The following is a 21,906-nucleotide window of genomic DNA, read 5'->3' as shown; positions in this document are numbered from 1 at the left end:
CAGACTTCCCCATGCCCGCCTACATTCATCAGCTCGAAACGCTTGTTCCTGAAAAGAGTTATTCCATGGCGTTCGCCCGTGATTTCATGCAGAAACACGTAGCCGACCGCGACGCCATCAAACGAATCCTGCACCGCGTGTATGCGCTGTCCGGAATCGACAAACGGCACAGTGTCATCACCGAATTTGATTCAGGCGAAAGCGGGGATTTTTTTGATGCCGAAACGCAGACGTTTCTCAATCCTGGTACCGGTGCACGCAACGACCGCTACACTGGAGCTGCCAAAGCGATGTTCACAGCATTGGCAGAGAAAACCGTTGACGCTTCTGACTTCGGGCGCGCGGATATTACGCATGTTATAACCGTATCCTGCACCGGCTTTTTTGCACCGGGTCCTGACTACTACATCGTGCGCGCATTAGACCTTCCGCCAACTACCCGGCGCTATCACATCGGTTTTATGGGATGCTACGCTGCTTTTCCGGCCCTCAAAATGGCGGAAACCATCACCGCAGAAAACCCGGACGCCGTTGTATTGATTGTCTGTCTTGAGCTGTGTACCATTCACCTGCAGCCTAAAACGGACACGGATTCCCTGCTTTCTGCCGCCGTTTTCGCTGACGGTGCCGGCGCTGCCATTGTGAGCCGCCGTGAGCCCGCTCCGACCAAACCCGCCCTGCGCATGGACGGGCTTTTCACCGCTCTTACTCCGCAGGGCGAGCGCGATATGGCCTGGACCATTGGCGACAACGGTTTCGACATGGTCCTTTCTACCTACATTCCGGATATCATTCAGGCCAACATTGGCGATCTGTTACTGCCCATTCTGGGCGAAAATCCTGATCCGGAACAGTTTGGTTACTGGGCCGTGCACCCCGGCGGACGCGCCATTCTCGACAAGATTGAGCACAGTATCAGCCTGAAGCCGGAACAGCTTGCCCCTTCCCGCGCAACCCTGCGCGACTACGGAAACATGAGTAGTGCCACTATCTTATTTGTGCTTAAGTCCCTGCTCTATGATTTCCCTGCGAAGAACAAACCGGTGATCAGCATGGCATTTGGCCCGGGCCTGACGGTCGAGACCGGCCTGTTCACCCCGCTCAATCAGCCTTCGCAGCAAAGCCCAAATCACTCCCAACCCGAAGCCGAAATCCCCGAATCAAGCGATGCCGCTGTTTCTCCGAAATCGTGATACGCACACTGCGGAGCTCATGGATTCCGCAGACTGCAATCCTGTTCTCCTCAACAACACCTACCGGCACTTCACCCACATCAACCGCATGCTTTCGGGCTGGGAGCTGCTCTTCCACCGATATATCGCGCCACGATGTACCGATGATAACAAGGTCTATACGCTACTTGATATCGGTTTCGGGGGCGGCGATATTCCGTTGCACATGCGCGAGCTGGCCTTCAAATACGGGATCAAACTGCAAATAACAGCCATCGACACCGACCCCAGAGCGCTGCTTTACGTCAATACGACCTTTCGCAACACCGGCATTTCGTTTCAGTGCATTTCGGAAGCTGATCTGGTTAAAGAAGGCGAAACCTATGATTTCGTCATTTCTAACCACCTCATCCATCATCTTGAAGGTCCGGAAGTGACCTCGTTGCTTACCAATGCGAAAAAGCTTGCCAACGAAATGGTGTTGTTCAGCGACCTCTGCCGCAGCGATATCGCGTGGTTTTTATTCAACGGACTGACGCTTTTTTCTTTCCGGGATTCCTTCATCCGCTACGACGGGCTTACTTCCATTCGCCGCAGCTACACGGTTGATGAGCTGCAGCAACTCGTACCCGAAGGCTACCGGGTTGAAGCAACCATCCCGTTCCGGCTGCTGGTTACACACATGAATCCGTGACGGGTGCAGGGTGATGGCTTCACAAACAAAACTCCAACTCCCCGCCGAAACCGACATCCTGATTGCCGGTGCCGGGCCTACCGGGCTGCTTCTCGGAATCCTGCTCGCGAAAGCCGGCATTCCGTTTCAGATGGTCGAACCCCGGGCAGAAGTCTCGCAGCACTCACGGTCCATCGGTATTCATCCGCCCTCGCTGCAGCTCTTTCAGGAAGTAGGACTTTCAGACGCCTTTCTCGAAGCCGGAAATCAAATCCGCGTGGGCCGCGCCTACGTGAATCACGACGCCATCGGTACCATCCCCTTCACCAGACTTCCGAACAGCTTCCCCTTCATCCTGACCCTTTCCCAACAGGTCACCGAAGAAATACTGGAGCGGGCCCTGCTTTCGCTTGCCCCCGAACAGCTGCACCGCGGCCTTGGTTTTGCGGACTTCACTAAGGAAAAAAACAGGCTGCAGGTGAAGCTCACCGACGGCAGCGAAATCCGGTGCCGCTACCTGATCGGCTGCGACGGCAAGAACAGTCTGGTCCGCGAAAAAGCCGGCATTCCCTTTCTCGGCGGCAGCTACCCTGATCATTACATCATGGGTGATTTTGACGACAACCTGGGCAGCCGCGAAGAAGCGCGGGTGTATTTGTGTGAAGACGGCCTGGTCGAATCTTTCCCGCACGGAAAAAACCTGCGCCGCTGGGTCATCAAAACCAGGGATGCAGTCAGCGCACCGGATGCGCAGCTCATCGCCGGCCTCGCCCTTGAGCGCACCGGCACCTCACCGGATGCAGCGACCAACAGCATGCTCAGCACCTTTGGCGTGCAGCGGATGATGGCGGAAAGCTTCGTAAAAGGGCGCGTCATTCTGGCGGGGGATGCCGCGCATGTTGTGAGTCCCATTGGCGGGCAGGGCATGAACCTGGGCTGGTTTGACGCAAAACTGCTGGCCGGACTGCTGCCGGATGTACTGCGTCCGCACAAACCGCTGCCGCGCCTGCTCAACAGCTATGAGTACCGCCGCCGGAATGCCGCCTACACTGCTGCCGAGCGGGCGGAGTTCAACCTCCGCATGGGCCGTTCCTTTTCACAGCGAGCCGTATTTTTTAACAAAATTATGGTGCGGCTCCTGCTGCTTCCGCCGCTGCGCAGCATCCTCCTCCGAAAATTCACCATGGACGGACTGGATTAAAGTATTACAGGGCAACACATTAGGCACAGGCCGGAAACACATCCACCGAAAAAAAACACAGCCCGCTGCCTGATCTTATTTATCAATGCAATGCCGACCGGATATAGGTATAGCGCCCGGCAGCTGTGTTATTTCTTTAACACATCATTCAAAAAATCACCTCTATCAGATGGAATCCCTCACCAATGAACAGACCTGCGAACTGTTTGAACTGATTTCACAATCAGATCAGGCTGCGTTCGACCGGCTGTTCCGGGCTTTTTTTAAGCCTTTGGTGATGTTCAGCTGCGGGTACGTGAACGACAAATCAACGGCTTCAGACATTGTTCAGGATACCTTTGTGAAGCTTTGGCAAAACCGCGGTTCCCTGTCCGGCATAGCGTCAGCGCGGGCGTACATTTATACGACCACACGCAACCTGAGCCTCAACTACATTCGGGACCATGCCAGGTTTGAGACCGGCACGGAACTGTCTGAAACGCTGGCGGGAGACCTGACGGAAACAAATGTTAGCTGGAATGATGCATTTAGTGATGAATCATCCGAAGGCGTCTATGAAAAGATGCAGCTGCTCTATCACTGGGTGTCGCAGCTTTCGGAACGGCAGCGGGAAGCATTCGGGCTGAGCCGTTTTGAAGGGCTGGATCACCAGGAGATTGCCTCCGTGATGAACGTTTCCCCGCGAACGGTCAATAATCATATTGTGGATGCCCTCCGCAACCTTCAGCGCATGCATGAACAACACGCTCAAAAATTCAAGTAGTACCTCCATGGCAAAATCAAAACCAAATAAAAAGAAACACGGGCCATCCGTAAGCCAACACCTCAGCGGGCTCGATGGTGAAACGCGTAGCGAAATGCAGGCCATCTGGAATCAGGCCGGTGACGCGCACCGCAAGCTCACTGAAGATGAAGTTTCAGATGCCGATATGGAGCTGGCGCTGTACAATGTCCGCAAGCGTATAGAAGCGCAGGATGATCATCCCGTAAAAGACATTCCGGTTATTCAGCTGCCACAGCAACCGCGCTCCAAAGGTCCGCTCATCAGCGTACTCCTTGCGGCTGCCCTGGCCCTTTTTGCACTGGGCTTCGGATGGATGTCTCATGTAAACTGGCAACAGGTACCGGCCGGCGAAACCCTTGAGCTCAGCCTGCGCGACGGCAGCACCGTAACCCTTAACAGCGGTTCCGAAATCGGATTTAACAGGCTTTTCGGCTACACCAACCGCAGTGTGCGCCTCAACGGGGAAGCTTATTTTCAGGTACAGGCAGACGAGACGCCTTTCCTCGTGCGGGCTAACGACAATGTTGTACAGGTTTTGGGCACCTCCTTCAACCTGCGCTCCTGGCACACAGACCCCGACCGCCTCACAACCCTGAGCGTAACTTCCGGTCAGGTTGAATTTTTCCGCACCGGTTTTGCCGATCAGAGTGTAGTTGTGGATAGCGGCAAAAGTAGTAGCCTCAGCGACCGTCAGCTCATCCCAACCGAGCCGGTTCACTCACAGGCCGCACAACCGCAGGCCTGGCTCAGCAATCAGATCGCCTTTTCCATGCAGCCACTCTCTGTTATTTTTGATGAACTTGCGCGCAAATTTGATGTAGCTATTGAAGTGAATGCAGCCGATATTGAAGGGGCAAGCCTGAGTATCTTTTACACAGAACCGCAGCTGGAAACCATTCTGGCTGAAATCTGTACGGTGAAAAATCTTGAATTTTCACAAACGGCCAACGGATTCCGTATTCACCGGTAAGCCTTTTTCCGCGACACCTCACCCCCCTGCATTTCCAAACAGGAACACGGTATGTTGCAGCACCTGATCCTATCTTTTTTCCCCCGAATAAAAACGAGTGTACCCGCCGGCAAGCGGGTACTTTCTTTGTTTTTTTTGGGGATGATGAGTCTCCTGCCTTTTCAGACTTCTGTCGCACAGCACACAAGCCCCGCCTTTAGTGTTGATTTTTCCGGGGAAGCCCTGCCGGAAGCCCTTCAGAAAGTCGCAGCGCTCACATCTGCCGACCTCATTTATGATCCCCGCATTGTAGGGACGCGGCCCGTGTACCGCAGGGTAAGGGGGAACACAACCGCTGAGCTCCTCACAAGTTTACTGCAGGGTACGCAGCTGGACTTTATCATTTTATCCTCCGGTACTTTTGTGATTGTACAATCGGCGCAGCGCCCGCCGGATTTCGGCGCATTTTCGGGTCAGGTGGTTGACGCCGCAACCGGAGAGCCGCTGCAGGGAGCAACCGTGATGTTCGCGGACGCAAGCGGGGGCACGGTCACCAACCGCTCCGGCTTTTTCAGTATCAACAATATGATGAGCGGACGGCACGAGCTCATTTTTTCATTTATCGGGTACGAAGCTGTCCGAAAAACGATTGAAGTTGACGGCAACGACACGACCCGTGAGCGCATCCCCCTGAACCCCAAACCGCTGGATGTTAATCCGGTGGTGGTTTCCGCACACCGGTCCATGCTGCCCGCAAGCTGGCATCACGAAACAGCCGAAGCCCGCAGCCTGTGGAGCACCGGCGACCGGCATCAGTGCGCCGTCCAAAGCCTGAGCCTGTTCAGCGGCGTACAGCACGGGCTGCCCCTGAGCGACACGCACATTCAGGGCGCACAGCGGGGCGAACACCGTATGTATCTCGACGGCATGCCGGTGTACAACCCGTACAGTTTTGGACAGTTGCTGAGCGCTTTCAGTCCGTTCGCCATCAGCCGCGTTGAGCTCGAAAAGGCCGGTTTTGATGCTTCCATGGGAAGCCATATTGCCGGCAGCATTGGGCTAAAACACGCGGTAAGTCCGCAGCACGGCGAGAACCTGATCTGGCAGGCCGATCCGCTAAGTACCAACTTCTTTGGCTCCGCTTCACACACAACACCAACCGGCAACCGGATGAATCTTATGGCCGCGCTACGGTCATCGGTATGGGACATTTTCGAAGATCCGACGCTTTCGGGTACGCTGAGTGAGTGGGACGCGATTGACCCCATGCTGTACAGCCTCATCAGTGCTCAGGGACTTACGAGTGCGGGCATGCGCAGTTTTCAGCCGGTGGCCAACGCCTCAAATATCGCCTTTTATGACGTGCACCTTGCCGGATCAGCGGAGCTTGGCGCGTATCGCAGGATTAATTTTTCGCTCTACAGCGGGCTCAATGAAGTGGAGACGGATGTACTTGCCCGGGAACAGTTTTTTGAAGACGGCTTCATGTTTTCGCGCGATCACTACAACTGGCAAAACACGGTCGCGCAGCTCGGTTATGACTGGGTCGTGAGTCCGCGCCTCGACCTGAGCTTTCAGGCCGGTTTCTCCGGCAACCGGATGCGGCACAACTATATTATGGCGGATAACAGCGTGTTTGCCGCACTTGCCGGTGAAATGCCGCTCAGCGATGCCGAAGTGTTCTCGCTCTACCGTGAAAACCTCGGGCATGGCGCCCTGCAGCACGACCGCAATGAAATCCGCCATTTTCTCGGGCGCGCAGATGCCGATTACGCCATCAATCCCCGGCTTTCACTATCCGCCGGAATTCAGGCCGACTTTGTGGCCTCATCCTTCGATCTGAGCTCGCTCTTTTATCTGCCCGCGGGCGATGAACAGCGCTCGGGACACTTCAGCACTTATTTGAATACGCACTTCAGCCTGCCCGGCCCCTGGCGTTTTACCGCAGGCTCGCGCCTGACCCGCCTCACAGGTTCCAACCAAACCTTTCTGGAGCCGCGTGCGCAGGCGCAGTATGATCGTCAGAAATCAGCTATAGGATTTTGGTCAGTGCGTGTTGCCGGCGGCTTGTACCGGCAGTTCATCAATCAGTTCGACATCACCAATGCGGGACCGAGCTCCATTGTGCCGTCTTTCACGATTTGGGCGCATGACAGCCGCCTGCCGCAGCCGAGGGCCTGGCAGGGCAGCGCAAGCTTTCTTTCGGAGCCGGCACCCGGCACAACCATACGCCTCGAAGGCTGGCTGCGTCATCAGCCGACCGGCTACATCACCTCGTACGACCGCCTCCTTACTGACAGCGGTCACACCCGCGAAGGCTTCGATGCGTTTGCCGAAATCACCGACCTGAATTCCTGGGGCGGCAGTGTTAGACTGAATCAGCAATTGATGGGAAACAGTCTCAACCTTCTTTTGGGATACGATTACAGCTACGCCGAAATCAACATGCAGTCACAGTTTGGCCGGGTGATGCCTGCGCCCTGGAATCAGCCGCACAGCGTTCAGGCCCGGGTGATGGGGCACCTTACGAACAACTGGACTGTCTCCGGTCGCTGGCAGTACATTTCGGGGCGGACCTGGGGTTTCCGTCAGGCCTACTACGACTTCCTGATGATGCACAATGTGCACGGCATCGACCGTTTCGACTTCACACAGCCCGAAGCGGACCGTCTGCCCGCCTACAGTCAGTTTGACCTGTCAGTCATCTACACCCGCAGCATAGGTATCACCCAGCTACAGACGCGCCTTGATCTCGTAAACCTGATGAACCGCCGCAACATCATTGACCGCGGGGTTCACGCACATGCCATGCACGAAGACGGCACGCAGGAGCTTTCGGTCTATGACCGCAGGATGCCGGGATTTAGTCCATCCCTCAGTATTCAGTTTTCGTTCTGACCAACGACTTCAACTTTCTGACTGCGTCTTACATCGCATCATACAGATAAAGCGCGCTTTGCGTCTTTATTTTTAGGAATGAAGTTCATCTGGGATGTGTATTTTTGAGACTGACCTTCTCACACACTTCCATACCATGTTTGAATCCATTCATAAATCGGGTATGCCGCTGTTTCTCCTTGGGGTAAGCCTCTCTGCGGTGATTTTCGCCTTTGTGCGCCCGCTCTTGCTTTCGGTCGGACTGCCGGGCCTGTTTTTCACCCTCGCCGCCGTGATGGGCATTGCGTTCACGATTATGATGCTTATCACCCGCCTCACAGGCTATCCCGAGAAAATCCCGACCGATTATGTGCTGGGTCCGGCCATTCCGACCGGGATTCTGATCACGGCGCTTTTCCTGAGCGACATTACCGAAGCCTCGCGTTTCGGCATCATGGCCTACGGCCCCGCCCTCGGCACGACCTTTTACCTCGCCGCCATTCTTTTTGGCCGTCGCGGCGACGCCTGATTTCCCGCTTCACCCTTCCCTAACACCGCTTTTACCGTGCAAACCCTCGTCTGCCTTTTAGCCTCAGCCGCCGATACAGAAGTCAATTTCGAAGCCGCTCTCGAAGTGAATCCGCACACGGTTGTGATCTGTCACACCAGGGAATCGGGGGCGGATGCCATCGCGCTTCAGTCCAAAATCCGTGACGCACTCGGCGCCGAAACGCAGCTCGTTCCCGTGCCGGCTTTCGACCTCGACGCCATTCAGGATATTGCCGAGCAGCTGTTCATGAGCCTGCAAAACCGGCAGAGCGTGCTGCACTATACGGGCGGCACCAAACCCATGGCCATCGGCTTCTTTGAGGAATTCCGCGGCGGCGGCTGCACCCTGCTTTACACCGACCTCAAAAGCCGCACCCTGTGGTGGCGCGGCCCCGAAGGTTTTTACCAAAAGCCCATGCAAGTCCGATGAGGTCCGCCATGAACCTGCGCATTACGCTGCTCTTTTTCTTTTTGGGGATGATGGTCCTCTCCGGCTGCCGCTCCCAGCGCGACACCGTCCGAACGGGCACGGTCTTCGAGCGGGGCGAAGCGAGCTGGTACGGGCCCGGCTTTCATGGTCAGGCAACGGCCAACGGCGAGCGCTACGATCAGGAAGCCCTCACCGCAGCACACCGCACCCTGCCGTTCGATACCGTGGTGGGCGTGCGCAACCTCCACAACGGCAAAAAGGTGGTTGTGCGCATCAACGACCGCGGCCCGTACGCCAACAACCGCATCATCGATCTCTCCCGCGCGGCAGCCCGCGAAATAGACATGATTCAGAGCGGCATAGCGCCGGTCGAGCTCACCATTCTGCGGAGTCCGGTACCCGTGCAGCGGGCCGCTATCGCACGCGAGCTGTTTACCGTGCAGGTCGCTTCTTTCAACACGAGACAGGAAGCTACCGCGCATGCACGCAGCATCCGCGGTGCGCGGGTCGCCGAAGGCCGCGTACAGGGCCAGACCGTTTACCGGGTGTATGTGGGCGAATTCCGGAATCAGCGCGACGCCGAACGGCAGCGGCGGCGCCTCAGCCGACAGGGCATCAACGGCTTCGTAAAGCAGGTCCAAAACTGATGAGCGGCACCGGTGCTGATTCCCATTCCGGTATTTTTTTGGGGGAAACCCCGTGCACATCACTGGAGACAATGCTGGTTCCTGACATCCCAAATCGGTGTCGTGTTCCTTGCTTTTTGGGTGCAGGCGCTCCGTGCTAATTCCAGACATCCCTGTTGTTGAAAAAGGGCAGGTGTTCGGGATGACGCGGAGCGGGGTTTGGAGTTGGAATCATCCTAAAAATAATCCGCGCAAATCCTGCTTAATCCTTAAAATCCGCGAGGCAATAAGCACATCCTTACTATTTTTATACATGAGCGACAATCACCTCAACCGAATCACACAAAACCCGGATATTTGTTTCGGAAAACCGGTCATTCGAAATTTGCGATACCCTGTTGAGTCACTTCTTGAACTCATGAATTCCGGAATGGATATGCACGAAATTCTACGGGATTATTCTGATCTTGAATTGGAAGACTTGTTGGCCTGTCAGCTATACGCAGCAAATAAGACATAGCAACAACTCGGCGAATAATTGTTGCGGGTTCAGCATGCAAAGACGCTTTTGAGGTCCCCTCCCGAAACTTCTGATTTTCAAAGATTTCGCACCAAATGTAAAGGCATTGGCGGCGGAGTTTCATGGCTTGGATTGTTTTTGTATATATCTCACTAACTTTTCATCACAACCAAACCGCGCATGAAATACCTTTTACCACTGTTTTTCAGCCTGATTGTTGTTCAAACAAACGTATTCGCGCAACCTAGTCCAGGCTCCGACCATGTGGATGTAAGCCTGATTTCCGAGCACATGCCGCTCGCCGCAGGACAATCAACAACCCTCGGCTTCCATTTTGACATTGAGTCCGGCTGGCACACCTACTGGCGCAACCCCGGCGATTCCGGACTGGCCGCGCGCATTTCATGGGAGCTTCCCGAAGGCTTCAGCACCGGCGACATCCAGTGGCCCTTTCCCGGCACCTTCGAAGAGGGGCACCTTATCACCTACGGCTACAAAGACGAAACCCTGCTGATGCAGCCGCTTTCGGTTGCCGCTTCAGTTGAACCGGGCAGTTACACCCTCGAAGCCCGGCTTGAGTACCTTGTATGCGAAGCCGTTTGTTTGCCGGCCTTCGAGCGGCACAGCATTACCGTTGAGGTGCAGTCCGCAGAACAGCAGGCCTCCGGACATGCCGGCCTTTTCGGACGCTTCCGTGACAAACTTCCCGCCGAAGCCCATGACCTGAATCCGGCTTTCACCACCGATGAGGGTCACATCATCCTGCGCCTTGAGGGTGCGCTTGCCTCGGCTTTCAATCCCGAAACCGACCCCCTGCGGTTCTACCCCATCGCCGATGATCTCGTGGATAACACCGCCGCACAGCAAATCCAAACTGCCGATGGCGCCCTCTGGATGCAGCTGCGCCTTTCCCGGTACGCGCACAGTACGCCCGGTAGCGTAGCCGGCGTACTCGTCCATGGCACGGAACACGGCAACCGGGCGTTCCATATCGAATCTCACCATCCCTGAATCAATCCTAACCCTAATCTCTAAGCTCATGAAAAAGTTAGCTCTTACCATCAGCCTGCTGCTTGTTGCAGGCCTGTTTAGCGGCGTTTTTGCCGGTTCCGGCGACAGCCCGCAATCTCCGCCTATCGGAGAAGCCGCCCCTGAGTTCACGCTTGTCAATCAGAACGGCGAAGAAGTAAGCCTCTCGGATTTCCGCGGCAGCTTTGTCGTGCTTGAGTGGCTGAACCACGACTGCCCGTTTGTCCGCAAGTTTTACGGCGCAGGCGAAATGCAGCGCCTTCAGCGTCATTATGCGGAGCATGATGTCGTTTGGCTCTCCATTATTTCCTCCCGCGAAGGCGAGCAGGGACATCTCACACAGGAACAGGCCCGCGAAGCCATGCGCGCACACAACTCCGCGCAGCACGCCATCCTGATTGATGAGCCCGGCAATGTGGGTCGTGCCTACAATGCCCGCACTACCCCGCACATGTTCGTCATTGATCCGGACGGCATTTTACTGTATGACGGTGCCATCGACAGCGTACCAAGCGCCAACCCCGATACCATTGCCGAAGCCGAGAACTACCTCGTAGCCGCCCTCGATGCCGCAATGGCCGGCGAGCCCGTAGCCATCCCAACGACCCGCCCCTACGGCTGCTCGGTGAAGTACTAAGCAAGATTGCTGCGGTACACTTTTTTAGTCAACCTCCGGGATTTGTTTCCCGGAGTTTTTTTTGTGCGCGAAAACAGGTGTCGAAATACCCTTTGGTTTGACGAAAAAATTTGCCCGCAACCGCGCGCCTTGTTTTCACCGCAGCTCAATAATCAGAAACACCGCCGTGCTGTCCCCGATGTTCAGCACTTCGTGCCATTCGATGCCATCGCTGTAGAAATGGCCACCGGTTGTCACATCAACCTCGCGGGTACCGGTCGCATCGGTAATCCGGAAGCGGCTGCCCTGCACGGTGTAGCCAAAATGCCGGTCATGGAAGTGCCGCTCATGTCCCCCCCCCGGCGGAAACGTGCAGCGCAGCGCCCGCATATGCCGGTTCTCCTCCAGCACCTCGCAAACTGACGCCCCTTCCCACCACGCCTGAACGGGATCGGGCAGCTCGTTTTCAGGGGTACAGGCGGCCAACAACAATACAAGCAGGGCGGCTGTCCCAAAAGCGGGTTTCAGCGGGATGTTCAGCATGGTTTATTTGCGTTCGTGTTTGAAATGAAGATCAGCATACCCATAATACGCCTTCGGGTTTTGATAAAACAAGCTGTTTCTGCGCGCTGCAACTTGCAGCACCAGGCAAAACCCACGTTCGCACTGTCCCGACGAAAAATGTTTTGGGAAGACAACTCAACCTTTCCAAACGGCTGTAGCTGTGCCGACTTTCGTTTTTTTGGGGAAACTCCGTGTCGATGCCTAAATACGGTTGACGTTTTAGTTTTTTCATTCTGTCTTCCATCTTCCGTCCCCCGTCTTCCGTCCACTGCCTTCCGTCTTCTTACTTCCGCCTTCTGCAATTGCTGATGCCTGAATGCAGGTTTAGCAGTTTACAACTGCCCGATAGTTGGTGTGCGGTTCGCATCATCCTTGAGTCATGTAGAGAGACAGGCGTGCCGCAAACGGCTTACCTGATCCCGGTTCATCTGTTTTTCGCGGGAATTGCTATTTTAGAAAGTCCCGCGCATTAAACGGCGGGGCACATCATGTAATCACCGGCTCTTTCGGCTGAACTTAATGCTTCGAATCCCACCGCTATGACCTATTCTTTTCAAGATGATACGTCCGGATCCGGACTTACACAGACTGCCGCTTCACTCTTGTCGCTCCTAATTGTGTGGATGCTCACGCTGCCCTTACAGCTTGATGCTTCTGAGACCGGATTAGCAGCGACGGAAGCACAGCATGAGAATGAACACCCGCTGTTTCGGAGTTTTTCGGAGGAAAGTCTGCCGGAAATTGCAGCCATGGCCGCGGGTCACCGGGCGGTGCTGCTCGGCGAATCGACGCACGGCACATCGGAGTATTACCGGCTTAGGGCGGCCCTGAGCAAAATTCTGATTGAAGCGCACGGCTATAATTTTGTAGTAGTGGAAGGCGACTGGGATGCGGCTTGGCAGGTCAACAAATACGTAAAACAGCTGCCCGGCGCACCCGCCTCCGCCCGGGAAGCCCTCGCACATTTCACGCGCTGGCCGGGCTGGATGTGGAACAATCAGGAGACGCTTGAGTTGGTAGAGTGGCTGCGCGCGTGGAATGCGGCGCTTCCGGAGGATGCTCAAAAAGTAGGTTTTTACGGGATGGATGTGTACGGCTGGCCGGAGTCCGTGCGGGTGCTTCGTGCACAAGCCGACCACTTTGAAGGCGACCTTCGCACAGCCTTGCTCGTTTCCACGCAGTGTATCAATCGCTTCAGAGGGGATAACCGCGCTTATTTGCAGCATGTTGCCCGCACCGGCGAGCACTGCGGACGCGACATCCTCGAGCTCACCGAACTTCTCGAGGCCAACCCGCAACCCGATGATTTCACGCAGGAAGAATGGTTCAACCTGCGGCAGCACGCCTTTGTTTTTCGTCAGGCCGATTTACACCTGCGCGGGATGCTGTTTCAGGGACCGGAATCCTGGAATGAGCGGGCCGCCAATTTTAAGCAGACCTTCGCCCGCCTGCTTGACTTCTACGGGGAGGAAGCCCGCGGTATCGCCTGGGCGCACAACACGCATATCGGAGATGCCCGCGCGACGGACATGGCCAGTGCGGGCATGCACAACATCGGACAGCTCACACGCACCGCTTTCGGGGATGATGCCGTATTCGCCCTCGGCTTCGGCACCTTCTCCGGCCGCGTAAATGTGGGCTTCGAGTGGGAAGGTCCGATGCAGATTGTGGAAATGCCCGAAGCCCGATCCGGCAGCCTCGAAGCCGGCCTCTACAGCCTGGACCTGGGCGCGGTTTGGTTCCCCCTGCGCACCGATGCCGCGCGGGAAGTTTTCGGCAGTCCGGTACCGCACCGCGCCATCGGCGTAGTCTACAACCCGGCTAATGACGCAGCGCAGAACTACGTAAACAGCGACATGGTTGCGCGGTATAATGCCTTTATCTTTTTGCCGTACACGGAGGAATTGACACCGTTGAGGTGAGTTGGGCATGAGGCGGCAGCTGGAGAAGCTTCGGAAATGGAGCGCAGATTTTTTATGATCGGAGCCGTTTTATGTGGATTTCGTCATATTCAACCCCCAACGCGTCATCCCGGAAATGCTGTGGCACGAAGTAGTTTACCTGTATGAAAACTCATGCAGCATTATCCGGGATCTGCCAAGCAGGAACTGCCGCGATGCTTGTGCAGACCTGCATGCTCGTTCCACAAAGTCCGGCACAGAGTTTGGGGGGGGACTGCACACATGGTCACAGGCCGAAGTTGGTAGATCCCGGATAACGCCGGCTGGCTTTTGTTGGCGACTATTTGTTTCCGTGTGGGCGTTTCCGGGATGACGGTTTCTTTGTGGAATTTACTGGTCTAATCCCCCAAACCCCGTCATCCCGGAAATGCTGCGGCACAAGGCTTATCAACCTGCATGAAACGTCGCGCAGCATTATCCGGGATCTGCCAAGCCGGACTTGCCGCGATGCTGGTGCAGACCTGCGATGCCGGTTCCGCAAAGTCCGGCACAGCGTTTTGGGGGGGGGGACTGCACACATGGTCGCAGGCCGAAGTTGGCAGATCCCGGATAACGCCGGCTGTTTTTGGGGTGGTTTTTTGTTTCGCTGTGGGCGTTTCCGGGATGACGGGTTCTTTGTGGAATTTACTGGTCAAATCCACCCCGTCATCCCGGAAATGCTGCGGCACAGGGCTTTTCAACCTGCACGAAACCTCGCGCAGCATTATCCGGGATCTGCCAGGCGCGAATTGCCGCGATGCAATATCCGGGTTGTGATGCCGGTTCCGCAAAGTCCGGCACAGCGTTTGGCGGGGGAACTGCACACATGGTCGCAGGGCGAAGTTGGCAGATTCCGGATAACGCCGGCTGTTTTTGGGGTGGTTTTTTGTTTCGCTGTGGGCGTTTCCGGGATGACGGGTTCTTTACTAATTCCTTCAGAATTGCAACCTCGCGGAGTTTGATTCAGGGTACAGCTTTCGAATATCCGCCCCGAAACGCCAACATCTAAAAGCAAGGCGCTATGAGACCGATTTGGGAAGTGTGGAACCAGCACGAAAGACCGTGATGCTCGAGGAGTTTCCCCCCAAAAAAACAAAGCCTGAAAACACGCAGGCGCCGGGGTTTCCAAAAGGAAGGTGGATTCGCTTCAGCTTTTGAGGCGGCAACGCTGGCCGAAGTTTCGGAGGGCTGTGCAGGCGCGTTCGAGGACCGGGTATTCTTTGGCGTAGCAGAAGCGGAGCCAGAAGCGGCCCTGCGCGGGGTCGGAGAAGAAGGAGCGGCCTGGGACCGTGCCGATGCCGGTTTCCCGGATGAGGGTGTGGCAGGCGGCTTCGTCGTTTTCGAAGCCTGCGATGCCGGCGCGGTGCAGCGGCTCGAAGCTCGCGAACACGTAGTAGGCGCCCTGCGGGGGATCGAAGTCGAAACCGGCTTCGCTGAGGGCCTCGCAGAAGAGGCTGCGTTTGCGGTCGTAATCGGCGGCGAGCTGCGTGAAGTAGCTTTCGGGTAAATCGAAGGCCTGCGCGAGGCCATGCTGCAAGGGAGTAGGCGGACAAATGTAGATGAGGTCGTTGATGAGCCCCATTTTTTCGATGATGTGCGCGGGCGCGACTGCGCTGCCGAGCCGCCAGCCGGTCATGTTGTAGGTTTTGGAGAAGCTCGACATGGTGACGGTCCGCTCCCAGCCACTGGGCAGGGCAGCGAGGGAAAGATGCCGGTTGCCGTCGTAGGTCATGAACTCGTACACCTCGTCGGTGAAGGCCCAGAGGTCGTGCTCCTGCAGCACGCGCAGGAGCTGTTTGAGTTCGGCTTCCTGCCAGACCTTCCCGTTCGGGTTGCCGGGGTTGGTGACGACTACGGCTTTGGTGCGGGGACCAATGGCGGCGCGCAGGGCGTCGAAATCCACCTCCCAGCTTCGTCCACGCAGCGGCACAAATTTGGGTTTGAAGCCGAGCACTTTCAAAAGCTGCACGTGATAGCCGTAGAAGGGCTCAAACTGAATGACTTCATCGCCGGGTTCGAGCAGGGTGAGGCAGGCCGCGACAAAGGCTCCGGTTGAGCCGTTGGTGATCATCACTTCCTCTTCGCTGCTGCACGGAATCCGGTTGAAGGTCTGAAACTTGCGCAGGGTGCGCTGCCGCAGCTCCGAGATCCCGCTGTGTTAGCTGTACACGGACTGATCGCCCGTGATGGCGTCGATGGCGCCCTGCTTCACCGGGTCGGGCGCGGGCAGGTCGCAGATGCCCTGCCCCATGTTGATGCCGTTGTACTGATTAACGAGCTGTGTCACGGCCCGGATGCCGCTTTGGCGGAGTCCGTCGGTGCGGGAAGCGAGAGGTTTCATGGCGGGTTGCGTTTGGCGTTTCGAAGGAAAGTTGACACGGGCAAAATAGGAAACCGGTGATTTCCTGCTTCGATAATTTTTGTGAAATGCGCGAGGGCTGTGTCTGTGCTTCGCCCTCAATCAGTCAGTTGTTCTGTTCCGTGCCCGAAACAACCTTCACCCCGCTTCCTCATCCGCCCCGTAAATCAGCTCAATAAAATCATCCTTCGCGACATCGCCGAAAAAGCGGCTGATTTCAACGTCGGTTAGGGCTTCGGTGATAGCCGGTTTGTCGTAGCGGATACCGGTGAGCAGCTGCTCCAGTTCCGCGACCGGATCTTTGCCGAAGAAGTCGCCGAAAATGGTGATCTCTTCGATGATGCCCTTTTCGACCTGCAGGCGCAGGTCAATTTCACCCACGGGGAATCGGCGTTCGCGCTGAATGTTGAATTTGGGCGAGCGTCCGTAGTTCCAGTCCCAGTTGCCGTACTTTTCGTCCCGCAACTGATACACCCCCTGCCATTCGGCCTCGGTGAGGTGATAGGTCTCGAAATCATCCCGCTCCTCAAACAAGCCTTTGAGCAGACGGGCACGGAATTCGAGGGTCGTCATCGGCTCCTTCAGGAACTCACTGATGTTGGCCACGCGGCTGCGCACGGACTTATGCCCCTTCGACTGAATCTTGCTCATTTTTACATTCAGCGCATTGGCGACCTCTCCCAGCTCGGTATCGAACAGCAGGGTGCCGTGGCTGAACATCCGCTTGGTGGTCGAGTACTGCGCATTGCCGGAAATTTTGCGGCCTTCGGCGAGGATATCGTTTCGACCGCTGAGCTCGGCATCAACGCCCATCCCGCGCAGCACCTTAATCACGGGACTTGTAAACTTGGCGAAATTATTCAGGCTCTTCATATCATAATCGGTGATGAAGCTGAAATTCAGGTTGCCGAGGTCGTGATACACTGCCCCGCCCCCGCTCATCCGCCGGACCACGTGAATGCCGTTCTGCTCCACATATTCGTGATTGATTTCTTCGAGCGTGTTCTGATTCCGCCCGATTATGATGGAGGGCGCATTGATGTAAAACAGCAAAAAATCCTGCCCGATCCGAAAATTTTTGAGCGCGTATTCTTCCAGCGCAAGATTAATGCGGGGATCGGTGATGCCTTCGTTCTCGATGAAAATCATGGTTTTTGAGTTTGGTTTAAATAGGATGAGCGGTGCTGGATTTTACAAATTAAGGGTAATGCGGGATGAATACCAATGGAAATGGGGAGTGCGGCTGGGTTGCTCCCTGAAATATCAAATCTACCCGTTGATGCATTTTTGGTTGACTCTACAGGCCGGAAACAAACCCACTACCAATCAAATTTTATTCTTCCTAAAAGAGTTTCTAAATTACATCCATTCAATAAACCAAACGGAGATGATATGATTACTAAAAGAAAAAAATGGCATTTAAAAGACGCTAAGAACAGATTTACTGAAGTCATAAGAAGAGCCAAGGAAGAAGGACCTCAAACTATTACAGAGTATGGGAAAGACAGCTTTGTTGTGCTTTCGGCCGAAGACTACAAAAAACTTGAACCATCGGATACGTCATTGGTAACATTTTTCAGAAATTCACCCCTGGCAAATTCCGGGGTAGACCTTAGCCGGGATAAATCTTTTGGCCGTGATTTTGAGTTATGAACTACCTGATTGATACATGCTGCATATCAGAACTGATTAAGCCTGCTCCTGACGAGAAGGTAATCAACTGGTTTAATGCACAAAATGAAAATAGTTTGTTTTTAAGTGTGATTACTTTCGGAGAGTTAAATAAAGGAATCGAAAAATTACCCGATTCGAAAAGAAAATCTCAGCTTATCAAATGGATTCAGTTTGACCTTTTACTCCGCTTTAGAAATCGTATTATCGGCATCAATTTAGAAGTAGCTAATGAGTGGGGTAAGGTTTTGGCATCATCGGAAAAAGTGGGACGACCACTCCCAGCTATTGATACTTTGATTGCCGTATCTGCAATTATTAATGGAATGACGGTTGTAACGAGAAATATAAAAGACATAGAAGGAACAGGAGCAGCTTTGATAAACCCCTGGTCAACCTAACCTAACATCCCTACTGAGTCGTAACAGTTGCTTCTTCCGCAGGTTTGACAAGCTCCATAATGCCCCATAGCATCCGGCATTCTTCTCCGACTCCACTTCTCACCCGAACTCCTGTTATTTTTTGGGAAACACCGTCAGCATTATCGACGAATGCGCTGGGATGGATATCCGGATCGCCGATGTCGAACACTTCTCAGCTCGCAACATGGGCACGGGAAATCCGGACCTGCAGCGCGCCAACCCCGCTGCCGCATCGCATCCCAAAGCAAGGGACTCAGCCGTAGGTTTGGGGGCTTTCGGGCTGTCACGAAAGACCGTGATGCTCACGGGATTCACCCAAAAAAACGGGCACCTGAAATGGCAGGGCAGCATGATTCCGGCTGCTGCACATGCTGTCGGAGTTCCGGCACAGCGACACAAAAAAAGCCGTCCGATGCCTTTTCAGAGACATACGGGCGGCTTTTTCTTTAGTAAATCCCGGCGCTTATCAGGCCTTGCCTTTGAGCATCAGGTTCCAGTACATCCAGGGGAGGCCCCACTTTTTGAGGACGTACATGTCGTAGCGCTCTTCGCTCTGATCGAACGGGAAGGTCGGGTCGGGCTGATTCTGATAGTCGAACTCGGCGAGCACCATTTTGCCGTAGCCGGTCACGAGCGGACACGAGCTGTAGCCGTTGTAGCTGTTGTTGAGCGCACCGGCTTCGGTTTCGGTGAGGAGCGCCTCGCGGATGCGCAGCAGGTTTTCGACCACAACGGGCGCCTGTTTCCGAACGGCGGAGCCGGTCTTGGCGGTCGGCAGCGCGGCGGCATCGCCCACGGCAAACACGTTGTCAAAACGCATGTGCTGCAGGGTGTGATGATCCACGTCAATCCAGCCCTTGAGGGGACCTTCCTCTACGGCGAGGGCGCTGTTCCGCACAAAATCGGGCGCGCTCATCGGCGGCACGACATGGAACATGCTGAATTCCACTTCTTTTTTCGTAACGCTGCCGTCTTCGCCGGTTACATCAAAAACCGCGATGCCTTCGTCCCCGCGAACCTCTACGAGATTGTGCCCGAGGTGGAAATTGATGTCTTTTTCCTTAATCACTTTTTTGAGCGTTTTCGCAAACACTTCAACGCCGAAAACAACCGTGCCCGGCGAGAAAAAGTGGATGTCCACATCCTGCCGCACGCCGGCCTTACGGAAGGCCTCATCAGCCAGGTACATGATTTTCTGCGGGGCACCGCCACACTTGATCGGCGTATTCGGCTGTGAAAACAGCACTTTACCTTTTTTGGTGGACTGAATCGCCTTCCAGGTGTTGGGCGCCATGTGATAGTCGTAATTACTGCACACGCCGTTTTTATTCAGCGCTTCGGGCAGGCCCTTGACGGCATCCCAGTTGATCTGGATGCCCGGTGCGAGCACCATAAAGCGGTAGCTCACCACCTTGCCGCCGGCAGTTGTGAGGCGGTTTTTCTCCGGCTCAAAGCTTGCCACGCTGTCCTTCAGCCACTTGGCACGGGGCGGGATACAGTCCGCCATCGGGCGCTTGGTTTCCTTGTTCTCAAAAGTGCCGGCGCCCACAAGGGTCCAGGCTGCCTGATAATAGTGGACGTCCGAGGGCTCTATAATCACCACGTCCAGGTCTTTGTCTTTGCGCAGCAGCTGTGCAGCAACCATAATGCCGCCGGTTCCGCCGCCGACAACGACGACTTCATGTTCGGTGTAAGTACTCATAATCGTTTATTTTTTAGGATGTTTTGAATCAAAATCACGGACGCGGTTACAGTCGAGATAATCGAGCTGTCCGCCAATTTCGTGGGCCAGCAGCGAAGTCAGACCCAAAGTTTTGCGGGTATTTTTATCGGAAAGCATTTTGATCAGCTTGATCGGCCCCACTTCGGGCACCTCATCTTTATCATACTCCATGGCGCTTGTAATCCCGCTGATAACAACCTGCATTTTCGGAGAAAGTAAAATCCGGTTCACCTCCGCAAGGATGGCAATCCCGCCCCGGGCCGTTTCCAGAATCGTCGCTTCTTCATCTTTCATGGACTTAGTGAGCAGCTCGAACAACTCGTTGATGTTCCGCGCAGTCACGCTGTTAGGCTCTTTCAGCTCGGGATTGTTGCGTACAACCTCATCCAGAATATTGAGCACGGCATCAAGGTTTTCAATTTTATCAACCAGATTGTTCAGGTTGTTGATGACCCGGTCGTCGGCGAATTTCTGCCCCAGCATCAGGTACTGATGGATGGTCTTACCGAGATCACTTTCGGAATTGAACGACGCGAACAGCTCCGGCAGCTTGCGCTCCGCCTCGCCCAGCGCACTCGTGAGCGTTGCAATGGTATCAAGATTTTCCACCACTGTTGTCACATTGCGCATGGTATCCGGGTCGGAAAGCAGGCCGGACAATCGGGAAAGCTCCGCCAGCGTACCGCCCGCTTTGGACTCATTCTGGAAAGAATCGATCAGCTCCGGGGCTTTTTCAGTGAACATCTCCACCGCGGATACTGCGGTTTCCAGCACCTCCGCCTTGTCGATGATGCCGCCCAGGGCGCGCATCACTTCGGGCTGTGAAAGCTTGTCAAACAGGGTATTCATTTCGCGCAGACGCGTCTGCATGCGCGATTCCTCCTGCATGCTCTGCATTATTTCAGGCAGTTTTGTGAGCACTTCTTCCGCGGCACTCAGCGCTGTTTCGACCGTGTCTATGCGGTCGAGCAGCCCGATCAGGGCCTTCGCGGTTTCCGGCTGCGCAAGCCGCTCCGCAAGCATTTTCTGATAATCGGGCGCTTCTGTAAGGGTTCCGTTTTCGGAATACATCAGCATACCTCCGCTGGTATTTTGAAGGAAAAAACTATATTACTTTATGCGCATATAGTAGCGCTTTTTAAATTAAAATACAAACCTGCGGATTAGGTTATACCACCTTTCTCCGGACTCAGGCCGCCCGTTTAATCCCGCCTTTGTTTTTTTAGGGGGAACTCCGAGAGCATCACGGTCTTTCGTGCTGGTTCCACACCTCCCAAATCGGTCTCATAGGTCCTTGCTTTTTGATGTTAGGCGCTCCCGTCCGTATCATGCCTCCGTACCCAACACCCGCAAACTCCCCGCTGATGCGCAGCCTTCGCAAGATCCTGATTTACCTCATCCCCGTATTTGCCCTCCTGATGATTGGCAGCCTCATCTTTTCGCGGGTCATCCGCCCGGACGCCTCACAGCTCCCTGCCGTAACGCTGGATTATACGCAGGCCGCTGATCACATCGGGCAGCGTGCGCAGGTATGCGGGGAAGTCGCGCAGGCCCGGCTTGCTCAGGAAATTGGCGGAAGCCCGGTTTTTCTGAATTTCGGTGCCCCGCACCCGAACCAAAGCTTCACCGTTGTGGTCTGGGAGCGCGACTACAGCCGCTGGACCGAAGCGCCGCACCGGCAGTTTGCACAGGGCTATGTCTGCGCTGTTGGTGAAATCAGCGAACATCAGGGCCGGCCACAGCTTGTGGTGCGTCAGCAGCAGCACCTGTTTTTTGGTCAGCGGTGAGCGCTTGAGTATAA

General features: G+C 55.2%; 23 protein-coding genes. 17 read left to right on the top strand and 6 right to left on the bottom strand.

All coding sequences use genetic code 11. From position 1 onward, the window contains the following. The first annotated feature begins 11 nt into the window (after window positions 1-11). The 12 genes from CYPRO_RS04940 to CYPRO_RS04885 all read left to right on the top strand — a co-directional run bounded on the left by CYPRO_RS04940 (window position 12) and on the right by CYPRO_RS04885 (window position 11,447). On the top strand, window positions 12-1,193 hold the full coding sequence (locus CYPRO_RS04940) for a type III polyketide synthase (protein ID WP_114983561.1): 1,182 nt from the start codon (window positions 12-14) through the stop codon (window positions 1,191-1,193). Between the two features lie 19 nt (window positions 1,194-1,212). Continuing rightward, window positions 1,213-1,866 (top strand): methyltransferase domain-containing protein, encoded by a 654-nt coding sequence (locus CYPRO_RS04935; protein WP_164682549.1) that lies wholly within the window; start codon window positions 1,213-1,215, stop codon window positions 1,864-1,866. A gap of 13 nt (window positions 1,867-1,879) precedes the next feature. Further along, a complete protein-coding gene (locus CYPRO_RS04930; RefSeq protein WP_114983559.1) occupies window positions 1,880-3,046 on the top strand; it encodes an FAD-dependent oxidoreductase in 1,167 nt (388 codons plus the stop codon). A 169-nt stretch (window positions 3,047-3,215) separates the two neighbouring features. Next, window positions 3,216-3,809 (top strand): RNA polymerase sigma factor, encoded by a 594-nt coding sequence (locus CYPRO_RS04925; RefSeq protein ID WP_164682547.1) that lies wholly within the window; start codon window positions 3,216-3,218, stop codon window positions 3,807-3,809. A gap of 7 nt (window positions 3,810-3,816) precedes the next feature. Continuing rightward, complete coding sequence (locus CYPRO_RS04920; RefSeq protein WP_164682545.1) at window positions 3,817-4,800, top strand: FecR family protein; 984 nt, start codon at window positions 3,817-3,819, stop codon at window positions 4,798-4,800. Window positions 4,801-4,941: 141 nt separating this feature from the next. Next, window positions 4,942-7,677 (top strand): TonB-dependent receptor, encoded by a 2,736-nt coding sequence (locus CYPRO_RS04915; protein WP_164682543.1) that lies wholly within the window; start codon window positions 4,942-4,944, stop codon window positions 7,675-7,677. A 136-nt stretch (window positions 7,678-7,813) separates the two neighbouring features. After that, window positions 7,814-8,185 carry a hypothetical protein gene (locus CYPRO_RS04910; RefSeq protein WP_114983555.1) on the top strand — a complete coding sequence of 124 codons (372 nt, stop codon included), beginning with the start codon at window positions 7,814-7,816 and terminating at the stop codon, window positions 8,183-8,185. 36 nt (window positions 8,186-8,221) lie between these two features. Further along, entirely contained in the window at window positions 8,222-8,635 is a 414-nt protein-coding gene (locus CYPRO_RS04905) for a Card1-like endonuclease domain-containing protein (RefSeq protein WP_114983554.1), read from the top strand. 8 nt (window positions 8,636-8,643) lie between these two features. Then, window positions 8,644-9,282 (top strand): septal ring lytic transglycosylase RlpA family protein, encoded by a 639-nt coding sequence (locus CYPRO_RS04900; protein WP_240644838.1) that lies wholly within the window; start codon window positions 8,644-8,646, stop codon window positions 9,280-9,282. Window positions 9,283-9,463: 181 nt separating this feature from the next. Then, entirely contained in the window at window positions 9,464-9,781 is a 318-nt protein-coding gene (locus tag CYPRO_RS16975; RefSeq protein WP_408625757.1) for a DUF433 domain-containing protein, read from the top strand. A 180-nt stretch (window positions 9,782-9,961) separates the two neighbouring features. After that, on the top strand, window positions 9,962-10,792 hold the full coding sequence (locus CYPRO_RS04890; RefSeq protein ID WP_114983551.1) for a protein-disulfide reductase DsbD domain-containing protein: 831 nt from the start codon (window positions 9,962-9,964) through the stop codon (window positions 10,790-10,792). A 28-nt stretch (window positions 10,793-10,820) separates the two neighbouring features. Then, window positions 10,821-11,447 (top strand): thioredoxin family protein, encoded by a 627-nt coding sequence (locus tag CYPRO_RS04885; RefSeq protein ID WP_114983550.1) that lies wholly within the window; start codon window positions 10,821-10,823, stop codon window positions 11,445-11,447. A gap of 135 nt (window positions 11,448-11,582) precedes the next feature. On the opposite strand, the gene CYPRO_RS04880 is transcribed toward CYPRO_RS04885, so the two are convergent. Next, window positions 11,583-11,969 carry a cupin domain-containing protein gene (locus CYPRO_RS04880; protein ID WP_114983549.1) on the bottom strand — a complete coding sequence of 129 codons (387 nt, stop codon included), beginning with the start codon at window positions 11,967-11,969 and terminating at the stop codon, window positions 11,583-11,585. Between the two features lie 560 nt (window positions 11,970-12,529). Between CYPRO_RS04880 and CYPRO_RS04875 the strand changes: the two genes are divergently transcribed. Beyond that, window positions 12,530-13,912 (top strand): erythromycin esterase family protein, encoded by a 1,383-nt coding sequence (locus tag CYPRO_RS04875; RefSeq protein WP_114983548.1) that lies wholly within the window; start codon window positions 12,530-12,532, stop codon window positions 13,910-13,912. 435 nt (window positions 13,913-14,347) lie between these two features. Continuing rightward, window positions 14,348-14,707, top strand: a complete 360-nt coding sequence (locus CYPRO_RS16415; RefSeq protein WP_124245527.1) for a hypothetical protein — start codon at window positions 14,348-14,350, stop codon at window positions 14,705-14,707. Between the two features lie 370 nt (window positions 14,708-15,077). On the opposite strand, the gene CYPRO_RS04865 is transcribed toward CYPRO_RS16415, so the two are convergent. The 3 genes from CYPRO_RS04865 to CYPRO_RS04860 form a co-directional block, all read right to left on the bottom strand. After that, complete coding sequence (locus CYPRO_RS04865) at window positions 15,078-16,070, bottom strand: pyridoxal phosphate-dependent aminotransferase (protein ID WP_270049200.1); 993 nt, start codon at window positions 16,068-16,070, stop codon at window positions 15,078-15,080. A gap of 18 nt (window positions 16,071-16,088) precedes the next feature. Further along, a complete protein-coding gene (locus tag CYPRO_RS16710; protein WP_240644837.1) occupies window positions 16,089-16,271 on the bottom strand; it encodes a hypothetical protein in 183 nt (60 codons plus the stop codon). Between the two features lie 156 nt (window positions 16,272-16,427). Next, the gene (locus tag CYPRO_RS04860) at window positions 16,428-17,438 is read right to left on the bottom strand and encodes a lipoate--protein ligase (protein ID WP_114983546.1); all 1,011 of its coding nucleotides are present in this window, start codon (window positions 17,436-17,438) and stop codon (window positions 16,428-16,430) included. 75 nt (window positions 17,439-17,513) lie between these two features. On the opposite strand from CYPRO_RS04860, the gene CYPRO_RS16705 reads away from it, so the two are divergent. Then, entirely contained in the window at window positions 17,514-17,942 is a 429-nt protein-coding gene (locus tag CYPRO_RS16705; protein ID WP_240644836.1) for a type II toxin-antitoxin system Phd/YefM family antitoxin, read from the top strand. Continuing rightward, window positions 17,939-18,361 (top strand): type II toxin-antitoxin system VapC family toxin, encoded by a 423-nt coding sequence (locus tag CYPRO_RS04845; protein ID WP_114983543.1) that lies wholly within the window; start codon window positions 17,939-17,941, stop codon window positions 18,359-18,361. The genes CYPRO_RS16705 and CYPRO_RS04845 overlap by 4 nt, the downstream gene beginning before the upstream one ends. Window positions 18,362-18,848: 487 nt before the next feature. Here CYPRO_RS04845 and CYPRO_RS04840 read toward each other — a convergent pair whose 3' ends face one another. Both CYPRO_RS04840 and CYPRO_RS04835 read right to left on the bottom strand, forming a co-directional pair. Further along, window positions 18,849-20,084 (bottom strand): NAD(P)/FAD-dependent oxidoreductase, encoded by a 1,236-nt coding sequence (locus CYPRO_RS04840; RefSeq protein ID WP_114983542.1) that lies wholly within the window; start codon window positions 20,082-20,084, stop codon window positions 18,849-18,851. A gap of 6 nt (window positions 20,085-20,090) precedes the next feature. Then, the gene (locus tag CYPRO_RS04835; RefSeq protein WP_114983541.1) at window positions 20,091-21,182 is read right to left on the bottom strand and encodes a hypothetical protein; all 1,092 of its coding nucleotides are present in this window, start codon (window positions 21,180-21,182) and stop codon (window positions 20,091-20,093) included. A 287-nt stretch (window positions 21,183-21,469) separates the two neighbouring features. On the opposite strand from CYPRO_RS04835, the gene CYPRO_RS04830 reads away from it, so the two are divergent. Beyond that, window positions 21,470-21,892 (top strand): hypothetical protein, encoded by a 423-nt coding sequence (locus CYPRO_RS04830; protein WP_114983540.1) that lies wholly within the window; start codon window positions 21,470-21,472, stop codon window positions 21,890-21,892. Window positions 21,893-21,906 lie beyond the last annotated feature (14 nt).

Source organism: Cyclonatronum proteinivorum, assembly GCF_003353065.1.
Classification (GTDB): Bacteria; Bacteroidota; Rhodothermia; order Balneolales; family Cyclonatronaceae; genus Cyclonatronum; species Cyclonatronum proteinivorum.
This window is presented reverse-complemented; position numbering and strand designations above follow the sequence as displayed.